We start from the raw sequence: 25,275 nt of genomic DNA, 5'->3' as shown, positions 1-25,275 counted from the left end.
TAGGGGGAGTAAAATGGTAGTAGAAAAAAACAATAACACTATATCTGGAAGTAATGCATTAAAATCCAATGTAGCAGTAGAAAAAAAAGTTAGACACCAAAACCCTGACAAAAATAATAGGGGAAAAGTAGACAAGCAAAGAATTGTAAAAAACAAATTGTGCTTCATTAGAAATATGGCAATAGGTTTTGTAGTTATAACTGCAGTTTTATTTCGATATTCTATTATTTATAACAATCAAATAAAAATTAATAATATTAAAACTGAGATTCATAATGTAAAAGCAGAAAATGAATCTATGAAAGTTCAATTATTAAAATTAAATAATTTAAGTTATATAGAAGATATAGCTATAAATAAATTAAAAATGGTAAAACCTGATGCGCAAAAAGCTATGTATGTTGGTTTAACTAATGTCATAGATAATAATGCTGAAAAACCAAGTTCTAAAAGTGATACTAACAAATCAAACTCTAATAGTATTATATCGAAAATAAAGAAAATATTATTTTAAAAATCTATAGTAAAAGAAGATGAGGCTCTATGAACAATTATTATATAATTTTATAGGGCCTTAATTATATTCTTAAAAATTGCCATAAAAAACGATGAAAGCTAAGATGAATTAAACATATAGAAAAAATTAATATTATCTACAAGTATAAAAATAAAAAAATGAAAATATTTGTAATGAGAGAGGATAAAAAATATGTTTAACGAATAATCATTATCGAATTTATGGGGGAATGATTATGGAAAAATCAGAATTAAGAGACTGGATAAAAGCAAGACGAAGAATAGTATTTCTTATTTCAATAGCTTTTATAGGGTTTATAGCTTTATCGTTTAGACTTAGCTATATTATGATAAATAAGAGCAATGAATACAAAAGCAAGGGAATTGTTCAATGGACTAATGATGTGAGAGTAAATGCAAAAAGAGGAAGAATATTAGATAGAGATGGAAATGAACTTGCAGTAAGTGCAAATGTATATAGAGTAGATTTAGATTTAAATGCACTTAGAAAATCATTAGAAGAACAAAAATTAACTATGGAAGATATAGCTAAAGATGTATCAGAAATATTAGAAATGGACAAAGAAAAGGTTTTAAAAATAATCACCCAAAGATTGCCAAATGGTAAGCAAATGGGAAGTGCTATTTTAAAAAGAAGAGTTGAAAAAGAAACAGTAGACAAAATAAATCTGTATAAAGAAAAAAAAGGATTAGTAGGTTTTGTAGTAACACCAGATACGAAAAGATATTATCCACATAATAATTTTGCATCACATATTTTAGGGCATACAAATTCTGATGGCGATGGACTTACTGGAATAGAATTATATTATAATAGATATTTATCAGGAGTTCCAGGAATAAAAGTAGATGAATTAAATGCGAAAACAAGTAACATACCTTATAGTATATCTGACTATTCAAAACCTGTAGATGGTAGGGATGTAATATTAACATTAGACGAGAATATTCAATTTTTTGCTGATAAAGCTGCGCAGCAAGCATTAAATGATAATAGTGCTAAGGCAGTATCGGTAGTTGTTATGAATCCTAACAATGGTGAAATATTAGCACTTGCGAATAAACCAGATTATAATTTAAACACACCTTGGCAAGAAGGATTAAGTGATGAAGAAACACAAAAATTATGGAGAAATAGAGCTGTAAGTGATACATTTGAACCAGGATCAATTTTTAAAGTTGTAACGGCTGTTGCAGCATTAGAAACAGGAAACGTTAAAGAAAAGGATAGTTTTAATTGTGGAGGTTCTTTGACAATTGGTGGTAGAAATATACACTGCTGGAAAAGATCTGGACATGGTCAACTTGACTTTGAAGGTATAATAAAGAATTCTTGTAACGTAGGATTTATGACGCTGGGTGAAAGACTTGGAAAAGATAATTTATACAAGTATATTAAAAAATTTGAATTTGGACAAAAAACAGGAGTAGACTTACCAGGAGAGGCATCAGGAATTATAAAAACACCAGACAATATGACAACCGTTGACGTTGCAACAATTTCTTTTGGGCAAAGTAATACATTATCAATAATGCAATATATGAAAGCTTTCAATTCCATTGCAAATGGAGGGAATTTAATAACACCTCATGTTATGAAAGAAATTGTACATTATGATGAAAATGGAAAAAAAGTTGTAGATAAAAGTTATGATGGGAAAGTAGAAAAAAATGTTTTTAAAGAAGAAACAATGAAAGAGATGAGAGAACATTTAGAACAAACTGTTTCAAATGGTGGAGGTTCTAAGGCATATGTTGAAGGATATAAAATTGGTGGTAAAACTGGAACAGCTCAAAAAGTTCAAAATGGAGTTTATGCTAGTGGCAAATATATAGCATCTTTTGCAGGAATGATGCCAGCGGATAATCCTAAAGTTACAGTTTTTGTATCAATTGATGAGCCAGATCCATCTTTATATTATGCAGGTCAAATAGCTGCACCTGTGGGTAAAATGATATTTACAGATTTAGCAAATTATTTATCATTAGATCCAGAGTATAGTATAGATTCAGAAAAAGGTAAATTAAAGGATGTATCAATACCAGAAATCAGAGGATTAAAAAAGGAAGATGCATTTAAAATTTTAAAAGATAGTAATTTAAAATATAGATTAGATGGAGATGGTGGTTATATAAAGGATATAAATCCTAAGCCTGGATATGTAGTTAAAGAAAATACAGAAATAATTATAGAACTAGGTGACGAGGGAAATGAGGGAGATATTGTAGTAGTTCCAGATCTTACTAAATTCAGTATTGAAGATGCAAAAAAAATACTAACAGATCTTGGACTAAAGTTCGAATTTCAAGGTGAGGGTGCTATAACTGATCAAAGTATTTCAAAAGGGAAAACTGCACAAAAAGGTACTACAATAACGATTCATTTGGCACCTAGCACAGAATAGGATCTGGATTTGTAAATAAAAATAGATCAAATTTTATTGATAACCTTGTATATATGGTGTATAAATATATATGTTAGTAAATTTATATGGTAGCATACAAGAAGTGTGTATGCTACCTATTGCCATGCTATAGATAAATAAAAATTAAATCCAATTAAAAAAGATAAATTTATTATCTAAGTAGTTATTGAAAGTTAAAAATATAAATTTTACATATAAACATACATAAGGGTTGAAGGAGTTGTAAATATGGAAATATCAAAGCTTTTAAATAATATAGAATTTAAAATTTTAAAAGGCGATGAAAACTGCTGTATAAAAAATATCCAATATGATTCAAGAAAAATTTCGAAAGATGACATGTTCTTCTGTATAGAAGGGTTTAATGTAGATGGTCATAAGTATATAGATTCTGCTATAAATAATGGAGCTTTAGCGATTGTTGTTCAAAAGGACATAGATATAAAAAATGAAAATGTTATTGTTATAAAAGTTGAGGATACTAGAAAAGCATTAGCTGTTGCAGCATCTAATTATTATGACAATCCTAGTGAAAAATTAAAAATAATAGGAATAACAGGGACTAATGGGAAAACCACATCTACATTTATGATGAAATCTATATTAGAAAAATGTGGATACAAAGTAGGTTTAATAGGAACTATAGCAAATTATATAGGTGCGGAAAAGCTAAAAAGTGAAAGGACAACTCCAGAGTCATTAGAACTTCAAGCACTATTTAACAAAATGGTAAAAAATGACGTTACACATTGTATTATGGAAGTTTCTTCACATTCATTAGAATTAGATAGAGTTTATAATGTGAACTTTAGTGAAGGTATTTTTACTAATTTGACACAAGACCATTTAGATTTTCATAAAACTTTCGAGAATTATTTCAATGCAAAATTAAAATTATTTAAAAAAAGTAATACTTCCATAGTTAACATAGATGATAAATATGGGAAAACTGTAGTGGAGAAATTAGGAAGTGAAGTATTAACATATTCTATAGATGAAAACTCAACATTTAAGGCTGAAAATTTAAGATTACATTCAAGAGGAATGGAGTTTACAGTTAATATAAATGGAAAAGATGAGAAAATAGAACTTAGTGTTCCAGGAAAATACAATGTTTATAATGCATTAGGATCAATAATAGCAGCATTAGAAGAAGGGGCTACAGTAGAAAATATTAGAGAAGGATTGAAAAATATACAAGTTCCAGGAAGATGTGAAATAGTTACATTAAATCATAACTTAGGATACGATGTTATAGTGGATTATGCGCATACACCAGATGGACTAGAAAATGTTTTAAAATCAGTTAGAGAATTAGCTAAAGGAAGATTAATTTCTGTATTTGGATGTGGCGGTGATAGAGATAAAACTAAGAGACCTATAATGGGGAAAATAGGATCAGAACTTAGTGATATAGCAATATTAACATCAGATAATCCAAGAAGTGAAGAACCATTACAAATAATAGATGACGTTAAAGCAGGAATAAAAAAAGATAATTATATAATTATTGAAAATAGAAGAGATGCTATAAAACATGCTATGAAAATTGCAAATGAGAATGATATTATAGTAGTTGCTGGAAAAGGTCATGAAGATTATCAAGTGTTAAAAGATAAAACAATTCATTTTGACGAAAGAGAAGTTATAGAAGAGATTATAAAGGAGTTGGAGTAATTCATGGAACACTTATCTATTAATGAAATTATAGATGCGACAAAAGGAAGTTTAGTTTTAAAAGGAACTACAGAAAGTTTTAATAATGTAACTATAGACAGTAGAAAAATTAAAAAAGGTGATATTTTCTTTGCATTAAAAGGTGAAAATTTTGATGGGCATGATTATTTAGAAAACTGTGCTAAAAGTGGTGCTGAACTTTTAATAATTCATAAAGAAAATTTTAAAAAAGAGAATATAAATGAAAATACTTCAATAATATTAGTTAAGGACACAAGAGAAGCTTTAAAAGATTTAGCTGAATATTACAGAAGAAAACTAGATATAAAAGTTGTTGGAATAACTGGATCTACAGGGAAAACTTCAACTAAAGATTTAATTGCTGCAGTATTACAGGAAAAATATAAGGTTTTTAAAACTAAAGGGAATTTTAATAATGAAGTAGGTCTTCCACTTATGGTTTTTGAATTAGATAAATCTTATGAAGTAGCTGTATTAGAACTTGGTATGAGCAATTTAGATGAAATTCATAGGCTTTCTAAAGTTGCAAGACCAGATATAGCAGTTATAACGAATGTAGGTATATCACATATTGAAAATTTAAAAACTAGAGAAAATATATTAAAAGCAAAAATGGAAATAACTGATTTCTTTACAAATGAAAATTTACTTATAGTTAATGGCGATAATGATTTATTATCACAAGTAGAAAGTCATGAATATAAAATTGAAAAAATTGGTATAGAAAGTGATTATAATTTTAAAGCTTGTGACATAATTATAGGTGAAGAAAATATAAAGTTTAAGATTTTAGAAAATAATTTACAAATTGATGAGAATTTTGAGGTTAATGCCTTAGGAAAACATAATGTTTTAAATTCACTATTAGCTATTGCTGTAGGAAAAAAATTAAATATGAATTATAAACAAATAAATAAAGGATTTAAGAATTTGGAAGCTACATCAATGAGGTTAGACATAGTAAAATGTGATAATTTTACTATAGTAAATGACGCATACAATGCTAGTCCTGATTCTATGGAAGCTGCTATTGATGTACTTATGAATTTAAATGGTTCAAGAAAGTTTGCGGTATTAGGTACAATGAAAGAATTAGGTAATGAAGCTCCTTCTGCTCATGAGAAAATAGGAAAATATGCAAAAGATAAAAAGGTTGATTTCTTAATTACTACTGGAGAATTTTCAAATGATTTTAAAGTTGGATTTGGAAGTGAGAATTTCTATAGCTTTGAAAATAAAGAAGATATAATAAACTTCTTAAATAACAATATAAGAGAAAATGATATTGTTTTAGTAAAAGCTTCAAGATCAATGAAATTTGAAAGTATTGTAAATGAAATCAAAGATTTAAAAATTAAGGAGGGGATATAGATGAGTAAAGTTATATATTCAGTATTAATAGCATTTTTAATTTCTTTACTTTTATCACCACTACTAATCCCATTATTAACAAAGTTTAAATTTGGACAGAGTATAAGAGAAGAAGGACCTAAAAGCCATTTGAAAAAAGCTGGTACACCAACTATGGGCGGACTAATATTTATAATAGCAACAATAATAACTATGCTTATAATACTTAAGAATGTAGAACCAGAAGCAACAATAGCACTTATTTCATTAGTAGGATTTGGTGTAGTAGGAATGCTTGATGATGGACTTAAAATAATTCATAAACATAATGAAGGATTAAAAGCGTATCAAAAAATGATATTATTAGTAGCTTTTTCAATATTTCTTGGATACTATTCATCAAGAACTATTGGAACAGATATAATAATTCCTTTTATTGGTAAAACTATTGATTTAGGACCTTTATTTATCCCATTTATAGTTTTATATTTCACAACTGCTACAAATGCAGTTAATTTAACAGATGGACTAGATGGATTAGCAACATCAATAACACTTTTAGTAATGACATTCTTTGCATTAGTTAGCTTTGGACTAGGTTATTATAATTTAGCAATATTCTGTGGAGTTTTAGCTGGTGCATTACTTGGGTTCTTAAGATACAATTCTTACCCGGCACAAATTTTTATGGGTGATACTGGATCTTTAGCACTAGGTGGAGCGTTAGGTGCAATTGCAATGGTATTAAAATTAGAATTTTTATTACTAATAGTTGGCGGAATTTATGCAGTAGAAGTTTTGTCAGTAGTAATTCAAGTTACATCTTTTAAATTAACTGGTAAAAGAGTATTTAAGATGTCACCATTACATCATCATTTTGAACTATGTGGATGGCATGAAAGTAAGATAGTAGCAGTATTTTCTATAATTACAGTGGCATTATGTTTAATAGGATTCTTATCAATTACACCTTAAAATCATATTAACTTAATTACGTATAACAATATATACAAATTGAGGAGCTACAGTTTAAAATTATCCTCAAATAATTATTTTAATATGAGTAAAATAGTATTGGGGGAAAAAATATGAGAAAAACCAAGAAACGACTAGGGGAAATTGATTTTGTACTTTTTGCTATAATTTTGACATTAACATCATTTGGTGTGTTGATGGTATATAGTGCGAGTTCTTATTCTGCAGCATTTAATAGTAATAATGCAGAGTTCTATCTTTGGAAGCAACTTAGTTGGGCGGTTATAGGAACTATAGCAATGATTATAACTATGAACATAGATTATCACATATATAAAAAACATACAGGAAAGTTAATGATTTTAACCATAATACTATTATTGCTAGTTTTTCTATTTCCACCAATAAATGGTGCGAGAAGATGGATAAGTTTAGGACCACTTGGTAATTTACAACCATCAGAAATAGCCAAATATGTTGTGGTATTATTTCTAGCTATGTATATAGATAGAAAAGGTGAAAAGATTAAAGAATTTAAACAGGGGTTATTTCCTTGTCTAGCTGTAACATGTGTTTATGCAGGATTAATTTTAGCAGAAAAAAATCTTAGTATTACAATGATAACTATTTTAGTTGCTACTACAATGTTAATAGTGGCAGGAATAGATTTGAAAAAAGTTTTTGCACTTGGAACAGTAGTTGTTTTGGGCGGAATTACAGGAATAATTCTTGAACCATATAGAGCTAGAAGAATAACAGGGTTTTTAAATCCATGGGAATCAGCTCAAGGTGATGGTTATCAACTTATACAATCATTACTAGCATTAGGTTCAGGAGGTCTTACAGGTGTAGGAATAGGACAATCAAGGCAAAAATGCTTTTATATACCTGAACCTCATACAGACTTTATATTTGCCATTATAGGTGAAGAACTGGGATTTTTAGGATGTTTATTTGTAATTGTATTATTTGTAATGTTTTTATGGAGAGGATTAGTTACAATATTACGTTCTAAAGATGTCTATGCAATGATGTTATCAACAGGAATAGTAGCCATAATAACATTCCAAGCATTAATAAATATAGCTGTTGTTACAGTATCTATGCCAACAACAGGAGTTCCATTGCCATTTATAAGTTATGGGGGTTCTTCATTAGTTATAAACATGGCAGCCATGGGAATACTTTTAAATATTACAAGACAGAACAATTATCAAGGAATATAATTAAATATAAATCTATATAAAATGAAACCTTTCTAAATTTAAAATAGAGAGGTTTTATTTATTTAAATAATAAATATAAAAAATACTAATACTAAGTTATATTTAAACTTTCATTTATTTAAAATATATAGTAAGATGATGTAATATAGCTTTGAATTATCATATATTTTAAATAAAGATAATGTTTTTAATTGGTATGTTAATTGATGGTAAATGTTTTGAATAAAAAGCATATAAAAATATAAATTTAAAGGAGAAAATTTTACAAATAGAATTTAAAAATACCCATAAATATTGTAATATATAGTTAAGGAGAATTTTATGTAAAATGTGTATATTAAAAATTATATAATAAGGTTTTAATTTTATTTTACTAAAAGATAGAATTTATTTATAATATTGATATACAAATAAATTTTAGGATGAGTGTGGAATAATGGTAAATGGAAATAAAAGTTCTATTTTAGAAAATAAAGAACAATTATTAATTAAAAAGAAAAGAACCAAAGCAAGAAAACGAATGATGGCTTGTATAATAATACTAGTAAGTGTGCTAGTAACATTATGCTTAAAGCTCACCATATTTAATGTTACATCATTACAAATTATTGGTAACAAAAATGTAACAAAAGAAGAAATAATAGCTTCGTCTCATATTGCAGTAGGTTCTAATATTTTTACTATAAAAACTAAAAATGCTATCAATAATATACTGAAAAATCCATATATAGTAAATGTAAAAGTAAAGAGAAAACTTCCAAATAAAATAAAAGTAGAAATTAGTGAAAGAAAGGCAACTTTTTATACTAATTTTAATAAAGAATTTTATATTATAGACAATGAAGGAAGAATACTGGAGAAAACTTCAGAAATAAAAAACAATAATTTAATTGAAGTAAAAGATTTAGACATTAGTAAGAGTAAGGTTGGAGAATTAATAACTTTTGAAAATGAAGATAGAATTAATCTGTTAAATGAATTATGTGATGAAATATATAATTACAACGAGAAAGAAGAGAGAAAAATAACATCTATTGAATTATCAAATTTTATAGATATTAAACTTTACTGTAGTAGTGACTTATATATAAAAATAGGAACTCAAGAAGATATAAATAATAAACTTATGAAGGCTTTGAACATACTAAAAAGTGATCAATTAAAAGGAATGAAAGGGTATGTTGATGTAAGTTTTAATGGAAACCCTGTAATATATAAAAAATAATAGGAGGATAAAAGTAAAGGTGAAAAAAATAACTAACCAACTTATAGTAGGAAGCATATGTATGGTATTGGCTTTTTTAATCACTGTTCAAATAAAAACTGTTAATAAACGAAATGTAGTAAATGATCAGTCACAAAATAATGGTGAAATTCTTGTAGAAAATGAGCATTTAAAAAAGCAAAAAGAGGACTTGCAAAAGCAAGTTGATGCATTAACACAAAAGTCAAAAGAATTTGAAGAAGCAGCAGCAGGAAAAAGTGAAGAAAGTACATTGATATTAGAAGAATTGCAACAAAGTAGGTTGCAGACTGGTAGTGTGGATGTAAGTGGTGAGGGAATAATTATATATATAAACCCTAAAAGTAATATGTTTAATAATAATATAGAAGCTATGCCTGTAAATGATATAGAACTATTAGGAATAGTAAATGAATTAAATGCAGCAGATGCAGAAGCTATATCTATAAATGATATAAGACTTACAGCAAGAAGTGGAATAAGAAATGCGGGAAGTAAGAGTATAGTTATAAATAATGAAAGAATATCTCCAACATCACGTATAGTAATAAAAGCAATTGGAAGTAAAAAGCTTTTAGAACAAGCTATAAATTTTCCAGGTGCTATACCAAGTACTCTTCAAAAAATATGTGATATAAATTACGAATTAAAGGATGAGGTTCTTATAAAGAAAAATAGTACCAATCAAAAATTTGATTATTTAGAAGAAGCTGAATAAGAATAAATAAGAGGTGATTAAATGATAGTATTTATAGGATTAGCTCTAGGAATAATATTGGGTGTTATATTTAATATAAATATACCAGTAAAGTTTTCGCCTTATATATCTGTAGCAATATTTGCTTGTATAGATTCAGTATTTGGGGCGTTAAGAGCAATTTTAAATAAGAACTTTAAAGGAGATATATTTATATCGGGTTTTTTTGGAAATGCACTTTTGGCAGGAATAATGGTTTACTTAGGAGAAAAATTAGGAATTCCTATATATCTAGCTGCACTTGTAGTATTTTCAGGAAGAATTTTCAACAATTTTGCTATAATAAGAAGATTACTTATGGACAAAGCTAAATTCCATAATTGAGGTGATTTAGGTGCGAAATAATGAAGCTACTATATTCATATTCATAGGATCCATAATTGTAGGAGTTTTAATTTCTATGAATATTGAAATAGGAGAAAATAGCAAATATTTAGATATGGAACAATATGAAGCTGCATATAACGAGAAGGCTACACTACACAGAGATATAATTGCACTTCAAAATCAAATGGATGAATTAAATGATAAAATAGAAAAGTATGAACAAGGATCTAAACATAATTATGAAGTGTTTAAAGAAATTGATAAGGAATTAGAAAATAATAGAGTGGTTTTAGGAACTACAAAAGTTAAAGGTGAAGGCATAAAAATTACATTAAATGACTCACCGCAAATGGAAAATAAAAATTCAATTATACATGATGCTGATATAGTTAAGGTTATAAATGAACTTAGAAATGCAGGGGCTGAGGCTATTGCTGTTAATGATCATAGAGTTATTTATAATACATATGGATTGTGTGCAGGATCCAATATTGATTTAAATGGAATAAAAATAGTAGCACCTTTTTATATAACTGCAATCGGTAATAAAAATGTTATTGAAAATTATATTGAAACTCAAGAAAATCACATAAAAGCATTACAAAGAAGAAATTGTTATGTAGAAATAGAAACATCATCTAATGTAGAAATACCAGGATATAATGGAATAATTACTTCTAAATATTTAAAAGATGCCACAGGAAAATGATATTAAAAAATATTTAAAATAAGAGGATTTTATATTTAAATGCAGAATATATTAAACAAGTTATTTTAAATTATTAATTATATATAAAGCCTATAGTTAAAGGAGGTTTGAAAATGTCAATTGCAGAAAATTATAACATAATAAAAAAAGAACTTCCATCAGAAATTAAATTAATAGCAGTATCTAAAACAAAAACTGTTGAAGATATTAAAAAAGTTTATGATGTGGGATGTAGAGATTTTGGTGAAAATAAAGTTCAAGAACTTTTAAATAAATACGATAAATTACCAGAAGATATAAAATGGCATTTAATAGGACATTTACAAACAAATAAAGTAAAGTATTTACCTAATTTAGTATATTTAATACATTCTTTAGATAGTATAAAACTTTTGAATGAAATAGAAAAGCAATTTTCTAAATGTAACAAAGTTGCAGATGTATTGATTCAAATAAACATTGGTAAAGAAGAAGCAAAAACAGGATTAAACATAGAAGATTTAGATAAATTAATATCTGAAGTTGAAAAATGTAACTTTGTGAAAGTTAAGGGTTTAATGGCCACTATTCCTAAAGGCAATGAAGAAAGTTGTAGATATTATTTTAAAAAAATGAAAGAGATATTTGATAATCTCACAAATAAAGAATTTAAAAATATATCTATGGAGTATTTATCCATTGGGATGAGTGGAGATTATGAATATGCAATAGAAGAAGGAAGCAATATGATTAGATTAGGATCTAAGATATTTGGTAAAAGAAACTATGATTTAAATAATAATTAGGAGGTAATTTAAAAAATGGAAGGAAAAATATGGGATAAAGTTACTAATGCATTAGGCATAGGAGTACAAGATGATATAGATGATGAATTTGATGAGGTTGCTGCAACAGAGGAACCAGTGGAAGAGTATTCTGAACTAGACATAGAGAATTTTGGAACAAATAAGAAGCAAAATAAAATAGTAAATATACACACAGCAACTGCAGCAAAAGTAGTTATAATAAAACCACAAAATTATGATGAAGCTAAATCAATTGTAGATAACTTAAAGAGCAGAAAAATTGTTCTTGTTAATATAAATGGTATAGAACAAAAAATAGGTCAAAGAATTTTAGACTTCTTAATAGGGGGAGTATATTCTCTAGAAGGAGATTTACAACAAGTAGAAAAAGGTGTGTTTATACTTTGTCCATCTAATGTAGAAGTTACAAATGATTTAAAAAATGAATTATCTAGTAAAGGCCTTTTTGGTTTACAAAGATAGTGGAGGTTTAAATGACAACACTTTTAATAAATATAGTAACAATGTTTTTTGAAGTAATAAAATTTGCTATTCTTATAGAAGTTTTATTAAGTTGGGTTCCAAATGGAAGAAATAGCAAAGTGTGGGACATTGTTAGAATGGTAACTAGACCAATTATGGAACCTTGTGAAAAATTAAATGATATGATTTTTAAAGGATTTGTTTTGGATTTTTCACCAATTATTGCTTACTTTTTAATTTATCTTATAGAACAAATAATAATTACTGTACTTTTTAAGATATTTTAAATTATGATTACGAAAGATAGTTTTTTTAGATATTTTAAAGATTTTGATAAAGATATTATAAGTAAGCTTTATGATAAAGTTATATTAGCACAAAAGACAAATACAGTAATCTACTTTAAGTTTTTTACATATTGTAGTCTTTATGAAAAATTAAAAAGCATTGAGAATAATTTAGATTTAAAAGTGTATTGTGATGGAGGTTTTGAAGAGTTTGATAGAGCAATGATTTCACTTTGCAATTATGAAACTTATGAATACTTTCCAATAAATATAATAAGAATAAAAAATAAATCTAAGTTTAAAGAACTAAAGCACAAGGATTATTTAGGTTCCATTATGGCGTTAGGAATAAAACGTGAACTTTTAGGGGATTTAATAGTTAAAGATAACTATGCATATGTTCCAGTAGTTGAAGATATATCAGAGTTTATAAAAAACAATTTAAGTAGCATAGGAAAATGTCCTTGTGAGGTTACTATCTTAGATGATAGGTTGAAAGATGTACCTAAGGTAGAGTATGAAGAAAAATCTATTATTGTTACATCTTTAAGATTAGATAATATTATAAGTTCTTTATGTAATATTTCCAGAAGCAATGCATTGGAAATGTTAGATGGTGGAAAAATTCTTGTAAATTATATACAAGAAAATAAAAAAGATAAAAATATAGTAGAAAATGATATAATAACTGTTAGAGGTTATGGTAAGTTTAAAATAGGAAATATTATTAATAAAACAAAAAGTGATAGGACAAAGCTTTCTATAAAAAAGTACAAATAATTAGAGGTGAAAGATATGAAGTTAACTGCAATGGACATTAATAACAAAGAGTTCAAGAGAGTTATGAGAGGATATAGTCCAGATGAAGTAGATGAATTTCTAGAAAAGATAGCAGAAGATTATGAAGCAGTTTACAAAGAAAATGCAACACTAAAAGAGAAAATATCAGTTTTTCAAGATAAGTTAGAGCATTATTCTAAAATAGAGAGTACAATACAAAGTACTTTATTATTAGCTCAAAATGCAGCAGAACAAGCTAAAACTACTGCTGAAAATGAGGCTACTTTAATAATTAAGAATGCAAATGAAACTGGTAAGAAGATTTTAGATAAAGCACATAATGATGTTCTTCAAGTAAATGATGATTTTGACAAAACAAAACAAGAGTTTTTGAAATTTAGAACAAAATTTAGAAACTTTATGACAAGTCAAATTGAGATGTTTGAAACTTTAGAGAGAGATTTTGATAAAAATTACAACATTTCAACAACTATAGATGAAGCCTTAGAAGAAACACCTAAGGAAATAGAAATGAATACTGAAGAAATCGCTTATGATTTAGAAGAGTTACAAGAAATAAAAAGTTTTTTTGCAAATGAGTAACATTATAGACTTTTAAGGTAAATTTACTTTGAAAGTCTTTTTGAATTATATGGAACATTTTTCAATGTAGAATTTTATTGATTTTAGATAACAATAATATAAAGTCTCAATAAAGATTTATTTAAAGAGATTATTTATGTATAATATAATGTAGATATTATAATTTAAAGGAGAAAGTTATGAAGGAAATCTCTGTAAATAGTAATAATAAAGTATATAAAGTATATATGGATAATGATATAAATAAAATATTTTTAGCATTTGAAGAAAATAAAGTAAGGAAAAATGGTAAAATATTTATAATAACAGATGATAATGTTTATTCAATATACGAAGAAAAGATTAAGAAACTAATGAAAAATTTAAACTATAATATTTTCATAATGCAACATGGAGAAGAAAACAAGAGTTATAATACTATATCTAAAATATATGAATTTTTATTGCAAAATGAATGTGATAGAAAGGATTTATTAGTAGCTTTTGGTGGTGGGATAGTAGGCGATATTACTGGTTATGTAGCAGCAACATATATGAGAGGATTAAAGTATGTATCCGTACCTACAACCCTTATTTCACAAGTAGATAGCTCTGTTGGTGGTAAAGTTGCATATAATTTTAATAATGTAAAAAACCTTATAGGAACTTTCTATGACCCTAGTTTTGTATTTATATCTGTTTCATTTTTAAAAACTTTAAGTAAAAGGGAATTTATAAATGGAATGGGAGAAGTAATGAAATATTGCATCATAAAAGATGCTAATCTTTTTAAATATATAAAAACTAATATGAAAGCAATATTAGAACTTGAAAATGATAAATTAATCTATATAGTTAAAGAATGTATAAAAATAAAGGCAGACGTAGTAGAGAGTGATTATAATGACCTAGGATATAGAAATATATTAAATTTTGGACATACAATAGGTCATGCAATAGAAATAGATTCAAATTACGAAGTATCACATGGAGAAGCTGTGTCACTTGGTACACTTGCAGCTATAAAGCTTTCAGAAATGAAGTTTTTTATAGATTCTAATATATATAAAGAAATAAAGAAAATGTACTCAAAGTTGGGTATGAAAATAAATTATGATATAGTTGATAAAGATAAGTTTTTGAAAACTATAAAGCATGATAAAAAAATTGAAAATAATAAAATTAAATTTACACTTCTAGAGGATATTGAAAATTGTCAAACAAAAGTAGATATTACAGAAGATGAAATAGAAAAAGCAATAAATGAAAGTATAGGGAGGAATTTATAAATGATAATAGGAATAATAGGAGCAATGAGTGAAGAAGTACAAGGATTAAAGGATGAAATGATTCTTGAAAGTAAAAATACTAAGGCTATGATGGAGTTCCATAAAGGTAGAATTTACGAAAAAGAAGTTGTAATAGTTACTAGTGGTATAGGAAAAGTAAATGCAGCTATATGTACTCAAATTTTAGTAGATGATTATAATGTAGATGCAGTTATAAATGTTGGAATAGCTGGTGGAACAGGAATGAATATATATCCAGGAGATATAGTTATAGCATCAGATTTAGTTCAACATGATATGGATGTTTCTGCTTTTGGAGATGAAATAGGACAAATACCAAGATTAGATGTTTATGACTTTAAATGTGATAAAGAGTTAGTAAGTCTTTGCACAAAAGCTTGTGAACAGTTAAAAGAAGTAAATCATTGTGTAGGTAGAATAGTATCAGGTGATCAATTTATTAATGATGTAGAAAAAATAAAATGGCTTAACACTAAATTTAATGCATTAGCTTGTGAAATGGAAGGTGCAAGTATAGCACATGCGGCTTATTTAAATCATGTTCCATTTGTGGTTATAAGATCTATATCAGATAATGCAAATAATGGAGCACATATAGATTATGAAAAATTTAAGGATATAGCAGTAAAAAATTCAAATAATATTTTAAGATATATGCTAAAGTCAATGTAGGTGATATTTAATGATAGTAGAGAAAAACTCTGGAGAAAATATAACTGTTAAAGTAAAAAATGCAGTTATTGGTGGAGAAAATAAGGTTGTAATATCTGGTCCTTGTTCTGTTGAAGATTATGACACTATGATGGAAATTGGAGAAAACTTAAAAAATATAGGTGTAGATATTTTAAGAGGTGGAGCTTTTAAACCGCGTACATCTCCATATGATTTTCAAGGTTTGAAATTTGATGGCGTAAAAATTCTAAGTGAAGTAGGTAGAGAATTTAATATGCCAGTAGTTACTGAAATTATGGATGCTAGAGATATTGAGCCATGTCTTAAATATATAGACATGATTCAAATAGGGTCTAGAAATATGTATAATTATACGTTGTTAAAGGAACTTGGAAATTATGATGTGCCTATACTTTTAAAAAGAGGAATGAGTGCAACTATAAGTGAGTGGTTAAATGCAGCTGAATATATTATGAGTAGTGGAAATAGCAATGTTATATTATGTGAAAGAGGAATTAGAACTTTTGAAACATATACAAGAAATACATTAGATTTAAATAGTGTTGCTGCAATTAAAGATAAATATAGATTGCCAATAATAGTAGATCCAAGTCATGGTACTGGAAGAAGAGAACTTGTAAGTACAATGGCATTAGCCGGAATAGTTGCTGGTGGTGATGGCCTTTTAATAGAGAGTCATATAAATCCTGATAAAGCAATTTCTGATGCAAAACAAACTGTAAATATAGATACTGTTAAAGGTATAATTGAAAAGGTTAAAAAATTACAGGATATAATATAGGAGATTTTTATGGATTTACATATAAAAGGTGGTAATAAAACTTTTAATATAGAAACATCAATACCAGGTGATAAATCAATAGGACATAGATCTCTTATTATAGGTGCTATTCCTAAGGGTAAATATAAAATATATAATTTTTCATTTAGTGAAGATTGTAATACAACTTTAGATACAATTAAAAAATTAGGTGTAGATGTAAAAGAAATTTTAGAAGAAGATAAGAAAGTCTTAAATGTTTTTTCGCCGGGATATGAAAATTTTAATAGAAATATATTGGAAATAAATGCCAACAATTCTGGAACTACAGCAAGGTTAATTTTAGGATTGTTATCTGGTACAAATGTAAATACAGTTATAACTGGAGATGATTCCTTAAGTAAAAGACCTATGAATAGGGTTTTGAATCCACTTATATCAATGGGAGCAAAATTTGAATGTAGCAATGGCTATTTGCCAATAAAAATTAATAACAATAATGGCATTAATGGTATAAAGTATGAAATGCCAGTTGATTCAGCACAAGTAAAATCAGCTATATTAATAGCAGGATTTTTTTCAAAGGATAAAACTATAGTTATAGAAAAAAATAAAACTAGAAATCATACAGAAAAAATGTTTAAATACTTAGGTAGTAACATAAAGGTTAATGAGAATAAGATAACTATAAGTAATTCAAAGCTTATATCTAAAGATATATATGTACCTGGTGATCCATCTACTGCAGCTTTTCTAATAGTTGCAACAATAATATCTAAAGATTCAAGTATTTTAATAAAGGATGTATTATTAAATAAAGGAAGACTTAAATATGTAGAAATTCTTAAAAATATGGGTGCAAATATAGAGATAATAGAAAAAGGCTTTAGAAATGAAGAGCCTATAGGAGACATAGTTGCTTTTAGTAGTAATCTAAGTGGAATTACAATAGAACATAGTGAGATAGCTAGCATAATTGATGAAATTCCTATATTAAGTGTTGCAGCAGCATTTGCAAATGGAGAAACAATTTTTGAAAATGTTGAAGAACTTAAATACAAAGAAAGCAATAGAATAAATGCAATGGAAATTAATTTAGCTAAAGCAAATATAAAAACTTCACTAGATAATGATTATAATTTTAAAGTAATAGGCAATAATCAAGATATTGAAAGTGATGTAAAATTTGATTCTTATAATGATCATAGAATAGCGTTAGCTTCTTTAGTATTAGCTATTAAAAACAAAGGAAATACATTAATTAAAAATTATGAATGTACTAATATATCATTTCCAAATTCACTAAAATATTTTAAGTCTATTATAAATATAGAAGAAATGTAAAAAAGACAGTGTAATAAATTTTAATTAAAAACAAACAATAATTAAGAAAAGTAAAGTTCATAATCTTTCTAAGGAGTGAGTGAAATGGATAATGCTAAACTTAATTATTTTAAAACTAGACTGTTAAATGAGAAAAGTAAAATTGAAAAAGTTATAGAAGAGAGAAATCCTAAAAGTGAAGTTAACACTAATGTACAAATGGCAAATGAATTATCTGTTTATGATGATCACACAGGTGACAGTGCTGGTGACTTATTAGACACAACAATAGATATTTCATTAAGTCAAAATGAAAAAACTATATTAAATAAAATAGACAATTCATTAAAGAAAATCGAAAATGGAACTTATGGATTATGTGATAAATGTGGTAAAAAAATATCTAATATGAGATTGGAATTTATGCCATATGCTGAAAATTGCATAGAATGTCAAAATGAAATAAACAATGTAATTGAAGTAGAAGAGCATAGCCTAAACAGGCTTGAAGCTTTAAGACAAAGTGAACAGCCATCATACTATGCATATAAAATTCCAGATCATAACGTATATAAATTCAATAATGGATTTGAAAATATTGCTGGATTTACAGACATAGATGAAGTATATGATGAATTTTATTACGATGACAATTATTATGTAGATCCAATAGATTCTATAAGTAATGAACAGTATAAAAATCAATTACCATATTAAAATAGAAAATAATTGAAATAAAATAATAAATATAGGAAACTATATTTATTATTTTATTAAAAGTTAGGGGGAACCTAAAATGGGATTAGAAATAATAATTATATTTATAGGTTTTTTTGCAGACAGAATAACAAAACTTTTAGCGTTAAAAAGCCTTAAAGGAAATGAAGGAATAACAATAATTAAAGATTTTTTTGCTTTTGAATACTTAGAAAATCGTGGAGCAGCTTTTGGAATTATGCAAAATAAAATTTGGTTACTAGTTATAGTTACTACTATAGTAGTTGGTGGGATTTTATATTACTTAATAAAGCATAAACCTAAATTTAAACTTACAAGAATAGCATTTTCTATGATAATAGCAGGAGCATTAGGAAATTTTTATGATAGAGTTGTATATAAATATGTTGTAGATTTTATTTCAGTACATTATCAAGATGTATACTATTTTCCAACATTTAATGTAGCTGATATATGTGTAACTTTAGGAACTATAGCTATAATATATTGTATAATAAAGGACGAAATTTAATGGAAAAAATGATTTTAGTAGTAGATGAAAAAAATATAGATAAAAGATTAGATTTATTTATAACAGATAATATAGAAGGAAAATCGAGATCTTATGTTCAAGGATTAATAGATGAAAAAAATGTAACTGTAAATGGAAAAGTAAAAAAGAGCAACTATAAATTAAAATTGAATGATGAAATTGAAATAGAAATTCCAGAACCAATAGAGCTAAAAGTAGAAAAAGAAAACATACCAATAGACATAGTTTATGAAGATAATGATGTGATTATAGTAAATAAAGACAAGGATATGGTTGTTCATCCAGCACCAGGAAATTATACAGGAACATTAGTAAATGCACTTATGTATCATTGTAATGATTTATCAGGTATAAATGGAGTTTTAAGACCAGGTATAGTACATAGGATAGACAAAGATACATCAGGAATACTTGTTATAGCTAAAAATGACAATTCTCATAATGAACTTGCAAAGCAATTTAAAGATCATAGTATAACAAGGACTTATTATGCATTAGTAGAAGGTAAATTAAAAAGCGATACAGGAAGTATAGATGCACCAATAGGGAGACATCCAGTAGACAGAATAAAAATGGCAGTGGTTAAGGATGGAAAAAGAGCAGTAACACATTATGAAGTAATAGAAAAATTTAATCATTATACTTTAGTTAAGTGTAATTTGGAAACAGGTAGGACTCATCAAATTAGAGTTCATATGGCTCACATTGGACATCCTTTAGTAGGAGATGAGATTTACGGATTTAAAAAACAAAAATTTAAATTGCAAGGTCAAGTATTGCATGCTAAGGATTTAGGTTTTATACACCCAACTACAAAAGAATATGTTGAATTTTCATCTAAGCTACCAATTTATTTTGAAGATTTATTAAATAATTTAAGAAATACAGATTCATAAATATTGAAGGAGGAGAAAAAATTGGAAGTAAAATCAATACTTTTAGATGATACCGCTATAAAAAGAACATTAACGAGAATTTCTCATGAAATAATAGAAAAAAATAAAGGTGTAGAAAATATAGTATTAGTTGGAATAAAAACAAGAGGAGTACCTCTAGCTAATAGAGTAGCAGAATTAATAGAAAAATTTGAAGGAAAAAAAGTACCAGTTGGAATGTTGGATGTTACTTTATACAGAGATGATTTAAGTGAAATATCAAGTGAACCTAAAGTTAACACTAAACATATTGATATAGAAATAGAAAATAAAAAAATAATATTAGTAGATGATGTATTATATACAGGTAGAACTGCAAGAGCTGCATTAGATGCCATTATAGATGCTGGAAGACCAGAAATGATACAATTAGCAGTATTAATAGATAGAGGACATAGAGAATTACCAATAAGGGCAGATTATGTAGGAAAAAATATTCCAACATCTAAAAAAGAAATAATATCTGTTAATCTTAAAGAAATAGATGGAGAAGATTCAGTAAATATAGTAGAAAATTAAACAAAAAGAATTGGAGATAAAAAAATATATGATGTATGATATAATTGCCACTACGACTTTTGGATTAGAAGCGATTACAGCTAGAGAATTAAAAGATTTAGGATATGAAGATTTAAAAGTTGAAAATGGTAAAGTAACATTTGAAGGTGATGAGATGGACATAGCAATTTGTAATATTCATCTTAGAACTGCAGAAAGAGTTTTTATAAAAATGGCTGAATTTAAAGCTACAAGTTTCGAAGAATTATTTCAAGGAACATTAGCTGTAGATTGGGGAAGTTTAATACCTAAAGATGGAAAGATGCATGTTATAGGAAAATCAGTAAAATCATTATTACATAGTGTTCCAGATTGTCAAAGTATAGTAAAAAAAGCAGTAGTAGAAAGTATGAAAAAGACATATAACACAGATTGGTTTACTGAAGATGGTCCAGTGTATAAGATAGAGGTTGCAATTCTTAAAGATATTGTTACACTATCAATAGATACTTCAGGTGTAGGATTACATAAAAGAGGTTATAGAGAAAATGCTGGTCATGCACCACTAAAAGAAACTTTAGCAGCAGCTATGGTTTTAATATCAAAATATGACGGAAGTAGATTATTGCTAGATCCATTTTGTGGTTCAGGAACTATTGCAATAGAAGCTGCTATGATAGCTAAAAATATAGCACCAGGAGTTAATAGACGTTTTGAAAGTGAAACATGGCCTACTTTCCCAAGTGATATTTGGGAACAGGTAAGGGAAGGTGCTAAAAGATCACAACACAATAAGAAAGAAGTTGAAATTTTAGCATCAGATATAGATGGAAGAGTATTGAGAACAGCTATGGATAATGCAAGAAAAGCAGGAGTTGATGATGTAGTTAAATTTCAAAAACTTCCAATGCAAAGTATAAGTTCCAAGAAAAAAAGAGGAATGATAATAACTAATCCACCATATGGTGAAAGATTATTGGATGAAAATGAAGTAAGAACACTTTATAAAGAGTTTTCTTCAGTTTATCATAAATTAGATGACTGGTCATGTTATGTGCTTACATCATTTGAGGATTTTCAAAGATGCTTTGGTAGAAAAGCTGATAAAAATAGAAAATTATATAATGGTAGGTTGCAATGTTATTATTATCAATATAATATATAAAAAATAAGAAGTATGTTAATCATACTTCTTATTTTTGTTCAATTTCAGGAACTTTAGGTGTAACATATATAGTTTTATTAGTATAATAAATTACCATTCCAGGTTTAGCACCAGAAGGTTTCTTTACATTTTTTACTTCAGTATAATCTACAGGAATATTTGAAGAAGTTTTACCTTTACTATAATAACCAGCTAAATTAGCAGCTTCTAATAAAGTAGAATCACTGACTTCTCCATTACATTTTATAATTACATGAGAACCAGGAATATTTTTAGTATGAAGCCATATATCATTTTTAGATGCAAACTTCAAAGTTAAGTAATCATTTTGAATATTATTTTTACCAACATAAATATCTATATTATCACTAGATAGAAAATGCATTGGTTTAGATGGCTTATTCTTTTTCGTATTTTTAGAAGATTTTTTAAATGCTATATAGCCTGTTTCAACAAGTTCAGATTTTATATCTTCAATTTCATGATAGTTGTCAACGTTAAGTATATTTGCCATAACTGACTCTAAGTAAGAAAGTTCTTCTTTAGCAATCTTAATTTGTATTAATGCATTTTCTTCAGATTTTTTTAGTTTATTATACTTTTTAAAGTAAATTTGAACATTTTCAGAAGGCGTTTTATTTTCATTTATAGGAATGTCAATATATTCTTCATTTTCACTATAATAATTTAAAACTTTTACAGACTTATCACCTTTTTTTATTGAGTAAATATTTGCAGTTAAAAGTTCACCATAAAGATTCAATTTTTGTTTTTCTTTACAATCATCTAGAGTTTTTTCAAGTATAGATACTTTTTTATTTACCCTATCTATATTAGTGTGTACAATTCTTTGAAGATCATGACTTCTATTATTTAGACGATCACTTTTATCTTTTTCAAAATAAAATGATTCAATAAGAACAGAAGGTGAATTAAATTCTTTTAGTTCAAAATTTTCATTTTTAAGAGAAAGTAAATCTGTACAATAGAAATCTTTTAAAATACTATTTTTACTATAAGAAACATAGTTAAAGTTAACATCTTTTATAGTATTAAAAGTTTTTATAATAAAGTCATAAAGTCCATCTAAGTTATTTAAAGAAAAGTCTATATTATTACTTTGTAATCTAAATAATAACTCTTTTGAAAAGTTAGAGCTTATACCGGTAAATATATTTGAAAAAAATTTATTGTCTAATTCTTTTTCACTATAAACATCCATTACTTTTTTAGTGAAAGCTTCTTTGTTAAAAGAAAATGTATTTAGTTTTAGTGATTCAGGTGGAAATTTATATGGAACACCTGAGTATAAAACTCTATAAGTATTTATGTCTGGGGTAATATGTTTTATACTGTCCATAACTAAATTGTCACGTTTTCTTACAAGAGAAATATTACTATGACGTCCCATAATTTCTACAATAAGAGAGTATTCACTATTAAATCCTAGCTCATCAGTACTTTCAAATTCTAAAATAACTAATCTATCACTTTGCACTTGTTTTATATCTTTTAATGTTGCAGTGTTTAAATATTTTCTTAAAACCATACAAAACATAGGTGCTTTTAAAGGGTTTTCTTTATTTGTATTTGTTAAATGAATTCTAGAGTAATTAGAGCTAGCACTGATTAAAAGTTTTTGGCTTTTTCTATTTTTCTTTAGGGTTAATATTATTTCATCTTTTTCAGGTTGATTTACTTTTTCTACTCTAGCATCTATTAATTCATCTTTTAATTCATTAATTAAACTATATAAGTAAATTCCATCTAATGCCATGTGAATCATCCTTTCCTATGGAATTTTAAAGTGTGATTATAGTACTAAACCACACAATGCCAATTTATTATAGTATAACATTAATATAAACATAAACAAATATAGTAGAAAAAATAAAAGATACAAACTATAATAATGTGTATAGAAGAAAATAAAACTTTAAGTTATTCATGTTTCAATTGAGAATTTATTCTCCAAAAGGAACTTTTTATGTATAAGTATTATGATTATTTTATTTGAAGTGCAAATATAATATTGTAGCGACACCATCATTATTAATTGGTTCCAAATGTTGTGATGGATATAAAAGGCAAATCTGGAATTGTCATTTGATAAAGATACTATTTTAAATTTGAGATTAGAACCCTATAGAGTGGAGGAAGATATATGAAATTTATAAAGATGCAGGGTGCAGGAAATGATTTTGTTGTTTTAGAGGATATAGAAAATAAATGTACTGATTTAAATAGTTTAGCGAAAAAACTTTGTGATAGAAGATTTGGAATAGGTGCAGATGGAATTTTAGTTCTAAGAAAGTGTAAAGAAGCAGATGTTGAAATGATAATAATAAATGCAGATGGTTCTTATGCTTCTATGTGTGGAAATGGAATTAGATGTTTTGCAAAGTTTGCTTATGAAAATGGTTATGTAACAAAAGAAAATATGACTATAAAAACAGGTGATGGGATAAAAGGGGCAGAATTAATTTTTAATAATGACAAAGAAATAACAGGAGTTAAAATTAATATGGGAATGCCATCTTTTAATTCTATAGATTTTAAATGTACATTAAACACAGAGATAATAAATTATGATATAACAGCTAATAACAAAAGTTATAAAATAAATACTTTACTTATGGGGGTTCCACATACAGTTATAATTGGAAACCTTGATGAGTATGATATAAATGAAGGAAAAGAAATAGAAAAATATGAAATATTTAAAGAAGGAACAAATGTTAACTTTTGTGAAATTATTGATAGAAACAATATAAGTGTAAAAACATGGGAAAGAGGTGCTGGACCAACATTAGCATGTGGAACAGGAAGTTGTGCATCAGTTGTAATATCCAATAAATTAGGATTTATAGATAAAGCTTGTAAGGTTACTATACCAGGAGGAGAGCTTTTTATAGAAATTAAAGAATGTGGAGTTATGATGACTGGACCTGCAGAAAATGTATTTGAGGGGAATGTTGAAGTATAATTATAAGATACGGTTAAGTTGAAATAAAATAATAAAAGAGAAGGTTCAATAACTAAAATTACTGAACTTTCTCTTTTATCATTTGTTATCATATTTAAATTTTAAAATTAAGGTCTATATATAACATATGTTTAAACCTGCAATTAATGGATTTAGTAATAGTGTTAGGT

The 25,275-nt window shown here is 26.7% G+C and carries 26 protein-coding genes; 25 read left to right on the top strand and 1 reads right to left on the bottom strand.

The features are described from left to right. Window positions 1-13: 13 nt before the first annotated feature. From AC07E4_RS16365 to AC07E4_RS16250, 24 genes are all read left to right on the top strand, one after another. Window positions 14-514 carry an FtsB family cell division protein gene (locus AC07E4_RS16365; protein ID WP_051540422.1) on the top strand — a complete coding sequence of 167 codons (501 nt, stop codon included), beginning with the start codon at window positions 14-16 and terminating at the stop codon, window positions 512-514. A gap of 238 nt (window positions 515-752) precedes the next feature. Further along, window positions 753-2,942: a stage V sporulation protein D gene (locus AC07E4_RS16360; RefSeq protein WP_478216992.1), complete on the top strand. Its 2,190-nt coding sequence runs from the start codon at window positions 753-755 to the stop codon at window positions 2,940-2,942. 249 nt (window positions 2,943-3,191) lie between these two features. Beyond that, window positions 3,192-4,640 carry a UDP-N-acetylmuramoyl-L-alanyl-D-glutamate--2,6-diaminopimelate ligase gene (locus tag AC07E4_RS16355; RefSeq protein WP_478216991.1) on the top strand — a complete coding sequence of 483 codons (1,449 nt, stop codon included), beginning with the start codon at window positions 3,192-3,194 and terminating at the stop codon, window positions 4,638-4,640. A 3-nt stretch (window positions 4,641-4,643) separates the two neighbouring features. Then, on the top strand, window positions 4,644-6,032 hold the full coding sequence (locus tag AC07E4_RS16350) for a UDP-N-acetylmuramoyl-tripeptide--D-alanyl-D-alanine ligase (protein ID WP_478216990.1): 1,389 nt from the start codon (window positions 4,644-4,646) through the stop codon (window positions 6,030-6,032). After that, window positions 6,033-6,986 carry a phospho-N-acetylmuramoyl-pentapeptide-transferase gene (gene mraY / locus AC07E4_RS16345; RefSeq protein ID WP_040329408.1) on the top strand — a complete coding sequence of 318 codons (954 nt, stop codon included), beginning with the start codon at window positions 6,033-6,035 and terminating at the stop codon, window positions 6,984-6,986. 113 nt (window positions 6,987-7,099) lie between these two features. Continuing rightward, window positions 7,100-8,212: a stage V sporulation protein E gene (gene spoVE / locus AC07E4_RS16340; protein ID WP_040329407.1), complete on the top strand. Its 1,113-nt coding sequence runs from the start codon at window positions 7,100-7,102 to the stop codon at window positions 8,210-8,212. A 436-nt stretch (window positions 8,213-8,648) separates the two neighbouring features. Next, window positions 8,649-9,437: a cell division protein FtsQ/DivIB gene (locus tag AC07E4_RS16335; RefSeq protein WP_040329406.1), complete on the top strand. Its 789-nt coding sequence runs from the start codon at window positions 8,649-8,651 to the stop codon at window positions 9,435-9,437. 19 nt (window positions 9,438-9,456) lie between these two features. Continuing rightward, the gene (locus AC07E4_RS16330; protein ID WP_040329404.1) at window positions 9,457-10,173 is read left to right on the top strand and encodes a DUF881 domain-containing protein; all 717 of its coding nucleotides are present in this window, start codon (window positions 9,457-9,459) and stop codon (window positions 10,171-10,173) included. Between the two features lie 21 nt (window positions 10,174-10,194). Then, window positions 10,195-10,536 carry a small basic family protein gene (locus tag AC07E4_RS16325; RefSeq protein WP_040329403.1) on the top strand — a complete coding sequence of 114 codons (342 nt, stop codon included), beginning with the start codon at window positions 10,195-10,197 and terminating at the stop codon, window positions 10,534-10,536. Between the two features lie 10 nt (window positions 10,537-10,546). Further along, window positions 10,547-11,248 (top strand): DUF881 domain-containing protein, encoded by a 702-nt coding sequence (locus AC07E4_RS16320; RefSeq protein WP_478216989.1) that lies wholly within the window; start codon window positions 10,547-10,549, stop codon window positions 11,246-11,248. Between the two features lie 113 nt (window positions 11,249-11,361). Beyond that, window positions 11,362-12,033: a YggS family pyridoxal phosphate-dependent enzyme gene (locus tag AC07E4_RS16315; RefSeq protein WP_478216988.1), complete on the top strand. Its 672-nt coding sequence runs from the start codon at window positions 11,362-11,364 to the stop codon at window positions 12,031-12,033. A gap of 15 nt (window positions 12,034-12,048) precedes the next feature. Then, window positions 12,049-12,516 carry a cell division protein SepF gene (locus AC07E4_RS16310; RefSeq protein WP_040329400.1) on the top strand — a complete coding sequence of 156 codons (468 nt, stop codon included), beginning with the start codon at window positions 12,049-12,051 and terminating at the stop codon, window positions 12,514-12,516. 11 nt (window positions 12,517-12,527) lie between these two features. Beyond that, window positions 12,528-12,803: a YggT family protein gene (locus AC07E4_RS16305; protein ID WP_040329398.1), complete on the top strand. Its 276-nt coding sequence runs from the start codon at window positions 12,528-12,530 to the stop codon at window positions 12,801-12,803. Between the two features lie 3 nt (window positions 12,804-12,806). Then, the gene (locus AC07E4_RS16300) at window positions 12,807-13,583 is read left to right on the top strand and encodes a YlmH family RNA-binding protein (protein WP_430829735.1); all 777 of its coding nucleotides are present in this window, start codon (window positions 12,807-12,809) and stop codon (window positions 13,581-13,583) included. Window positions 13,584-13,598: 15 nt separating this feature from the next. Further along, a complete protein-coding gene (locus AC07E4_RS16295) occupies window positions 13,599-14,186 on the top strand; it encodes a DivIVA domain-containing protein (RefSeq protein ID WP_040329395.1) in 588 nt (195 codons plus the stop codon). Between the two features lie 179 nt (window positions 14,187-14,365). Then, on the top strand, window positions 14,366-15,454 hold the full coding sequence (gene aroB, locus AC07E4_RS16290; RefSeq protein ID WP_040329394.1) for a 3-dehydroquinate synthase: 1,089 nt from the start codon (window positions 14,366-14,368) through the stop codon (window positions 15,452-15,454). Then, window positions 15,455-16,147, top strand: coding sequence for a 5'-methylthioadenosine/adenosylhomocysteine nucleosidase (locus tag AC07E4_RS16285; RefSeq protein WP_040329393.1), 693 nt, complete (start codon window positions 15,455-15,457; stop codon window positions 16,145-16,147). It abuts the gene before it with no gap. 10 nt (window positions 16,148-16,157) lie between these two features. Further along, on the top strand, window positions 16,158-16,949 hold the full coding sequence (aroF, locus tag AC07E4_RS16280; protein WP_040329392.1) for a 3-deoxy-7-phosphoheptulonate synthase: 792 nt from the start codon (window positions 16,158-16,160) through the stop codon (window positions 16,947-16,949). 9 nt (window positions 16,950-16,958) lie between these two features. After that, window positions 16,959-18,272 (top strand): 3-phosphoshikimate 1-carboxyvinyltransferase, encoded by a 1,314-nt coding sequence (gene aroA, locus AC07E4_RS16275; RefSeq protein ID WP_040329390.1) that lies wholly within the window; start codon window positions 16,959-16,961, stop codon window positions 18,270-18,272. Between the two features lie 84 nt (window positions 18,273-18,356). Further along, complete coding sequence (locus AC07E4_RS16270; protein ID WP_040329388.1) at window positions 18,357-18,968, top strand: TraR/DksA C4-type zinc finger protein; 612 nt, start codon at window positions 18,357-18,359, stop codon at window positions 18,966-18,968. Between the two features lie 79 nt (window positions 18,969-19,047). Next, complete coding sequence (lspA, locus tag AC07E4_RS16265; RefSeq protein ID WP_040329386.1) at window positions 19,048-19,500, top strand: signal peptidase II; 453 nt, start codon at window positions 19,048-19,050, stop codon at window positions 19,498-19,500. Next, the gene (locus AC07E4_RS16260) at window positions 19,500-20,417 is read left to right on the top strand and encodes an RluA family pseudouridine synthase (RefSeq protein ID WP_040329385.1); all 918 of its coding nucleotides are present in this window, start codon (window positions 19,500-19,502) and stop codon (window positions 20,415-20,417) included. Before lspA ends, AC07E4_RS16260 begins: the two co-directional genes overlap by 1 nt. A gap of 21 nt (window positions 20,418-20,438) precedes the next feature. Beyond that, the gene (pyrR, locus tag AC07E4_RS16255) at window positions 20,439-20,975 is read left to right on the top strand and encodes a bifunctional pyr operon transcriptional regulator/uracil phosphoribosyltransferase PyrR (RefSeq protein WP_040329384.1); all 537 of its coding nucleotides are present in this window, start codon (window positions 20,439-20,441) and stop codon (window positions 20,973-20,975) included. 28 nt (window positions 20,976-21,003) lie between these two features. Continuing rightward, window positions 21,004-22,119 (top strand): THUMP domain-containing class I SAM-dependent RNA methyltransferase, encoded by a 1,116-nt coding sequence (locus AC07E4_RS16250; protein WP_040329383.1) that lies wholly within the window; start codon window positions 21,004-21,006, stop codon window positions 22,117-22,119. A gap of 28 nt (window positions 22,120-22,147) precedes the next feature. Here the strand turns inward: AC07E4_RS16250 and AC07E4_RS16245 are convergent, their stop codons facing one another. Further along, window positions 22,148-23,896, bottom strand: a complete 1,749-nt coding sequence (locus AC07E4_RS16245) for an Rqc2 family fibronectin-binding protein (protein WP_430829737.1) — start codon at window positions 23,894-23,896, stop codon at window positions 22,148-22,150. Window positions 23,897-24,283: 387 nt separating this feature from the next. Between AC07E4_RS16245 and dapF the strand changes: the two genes are divergently transcribed. Further along, window positions 24,284-25,105: a diaminopimelate epimerase gene (gene dapF / locus AC07E4_RS16240; RefSeq protein WP_040329380.1), complete on the top strand. Its 822-nt coding sequence runs from the start codon at window positions 24,284-24,286 to the stop codon at window positions 25,103-25,105. Window positions 25,106-25,275: the final 170 nt, after the last annotated feature.

The organism is Clostridium amazonense (genome assembly GCF_056431285.1).
Note: the sequence above shows the minus strand (reverse complement) of the source record. Positions and strands in the feature narration are given on the sequence as shown.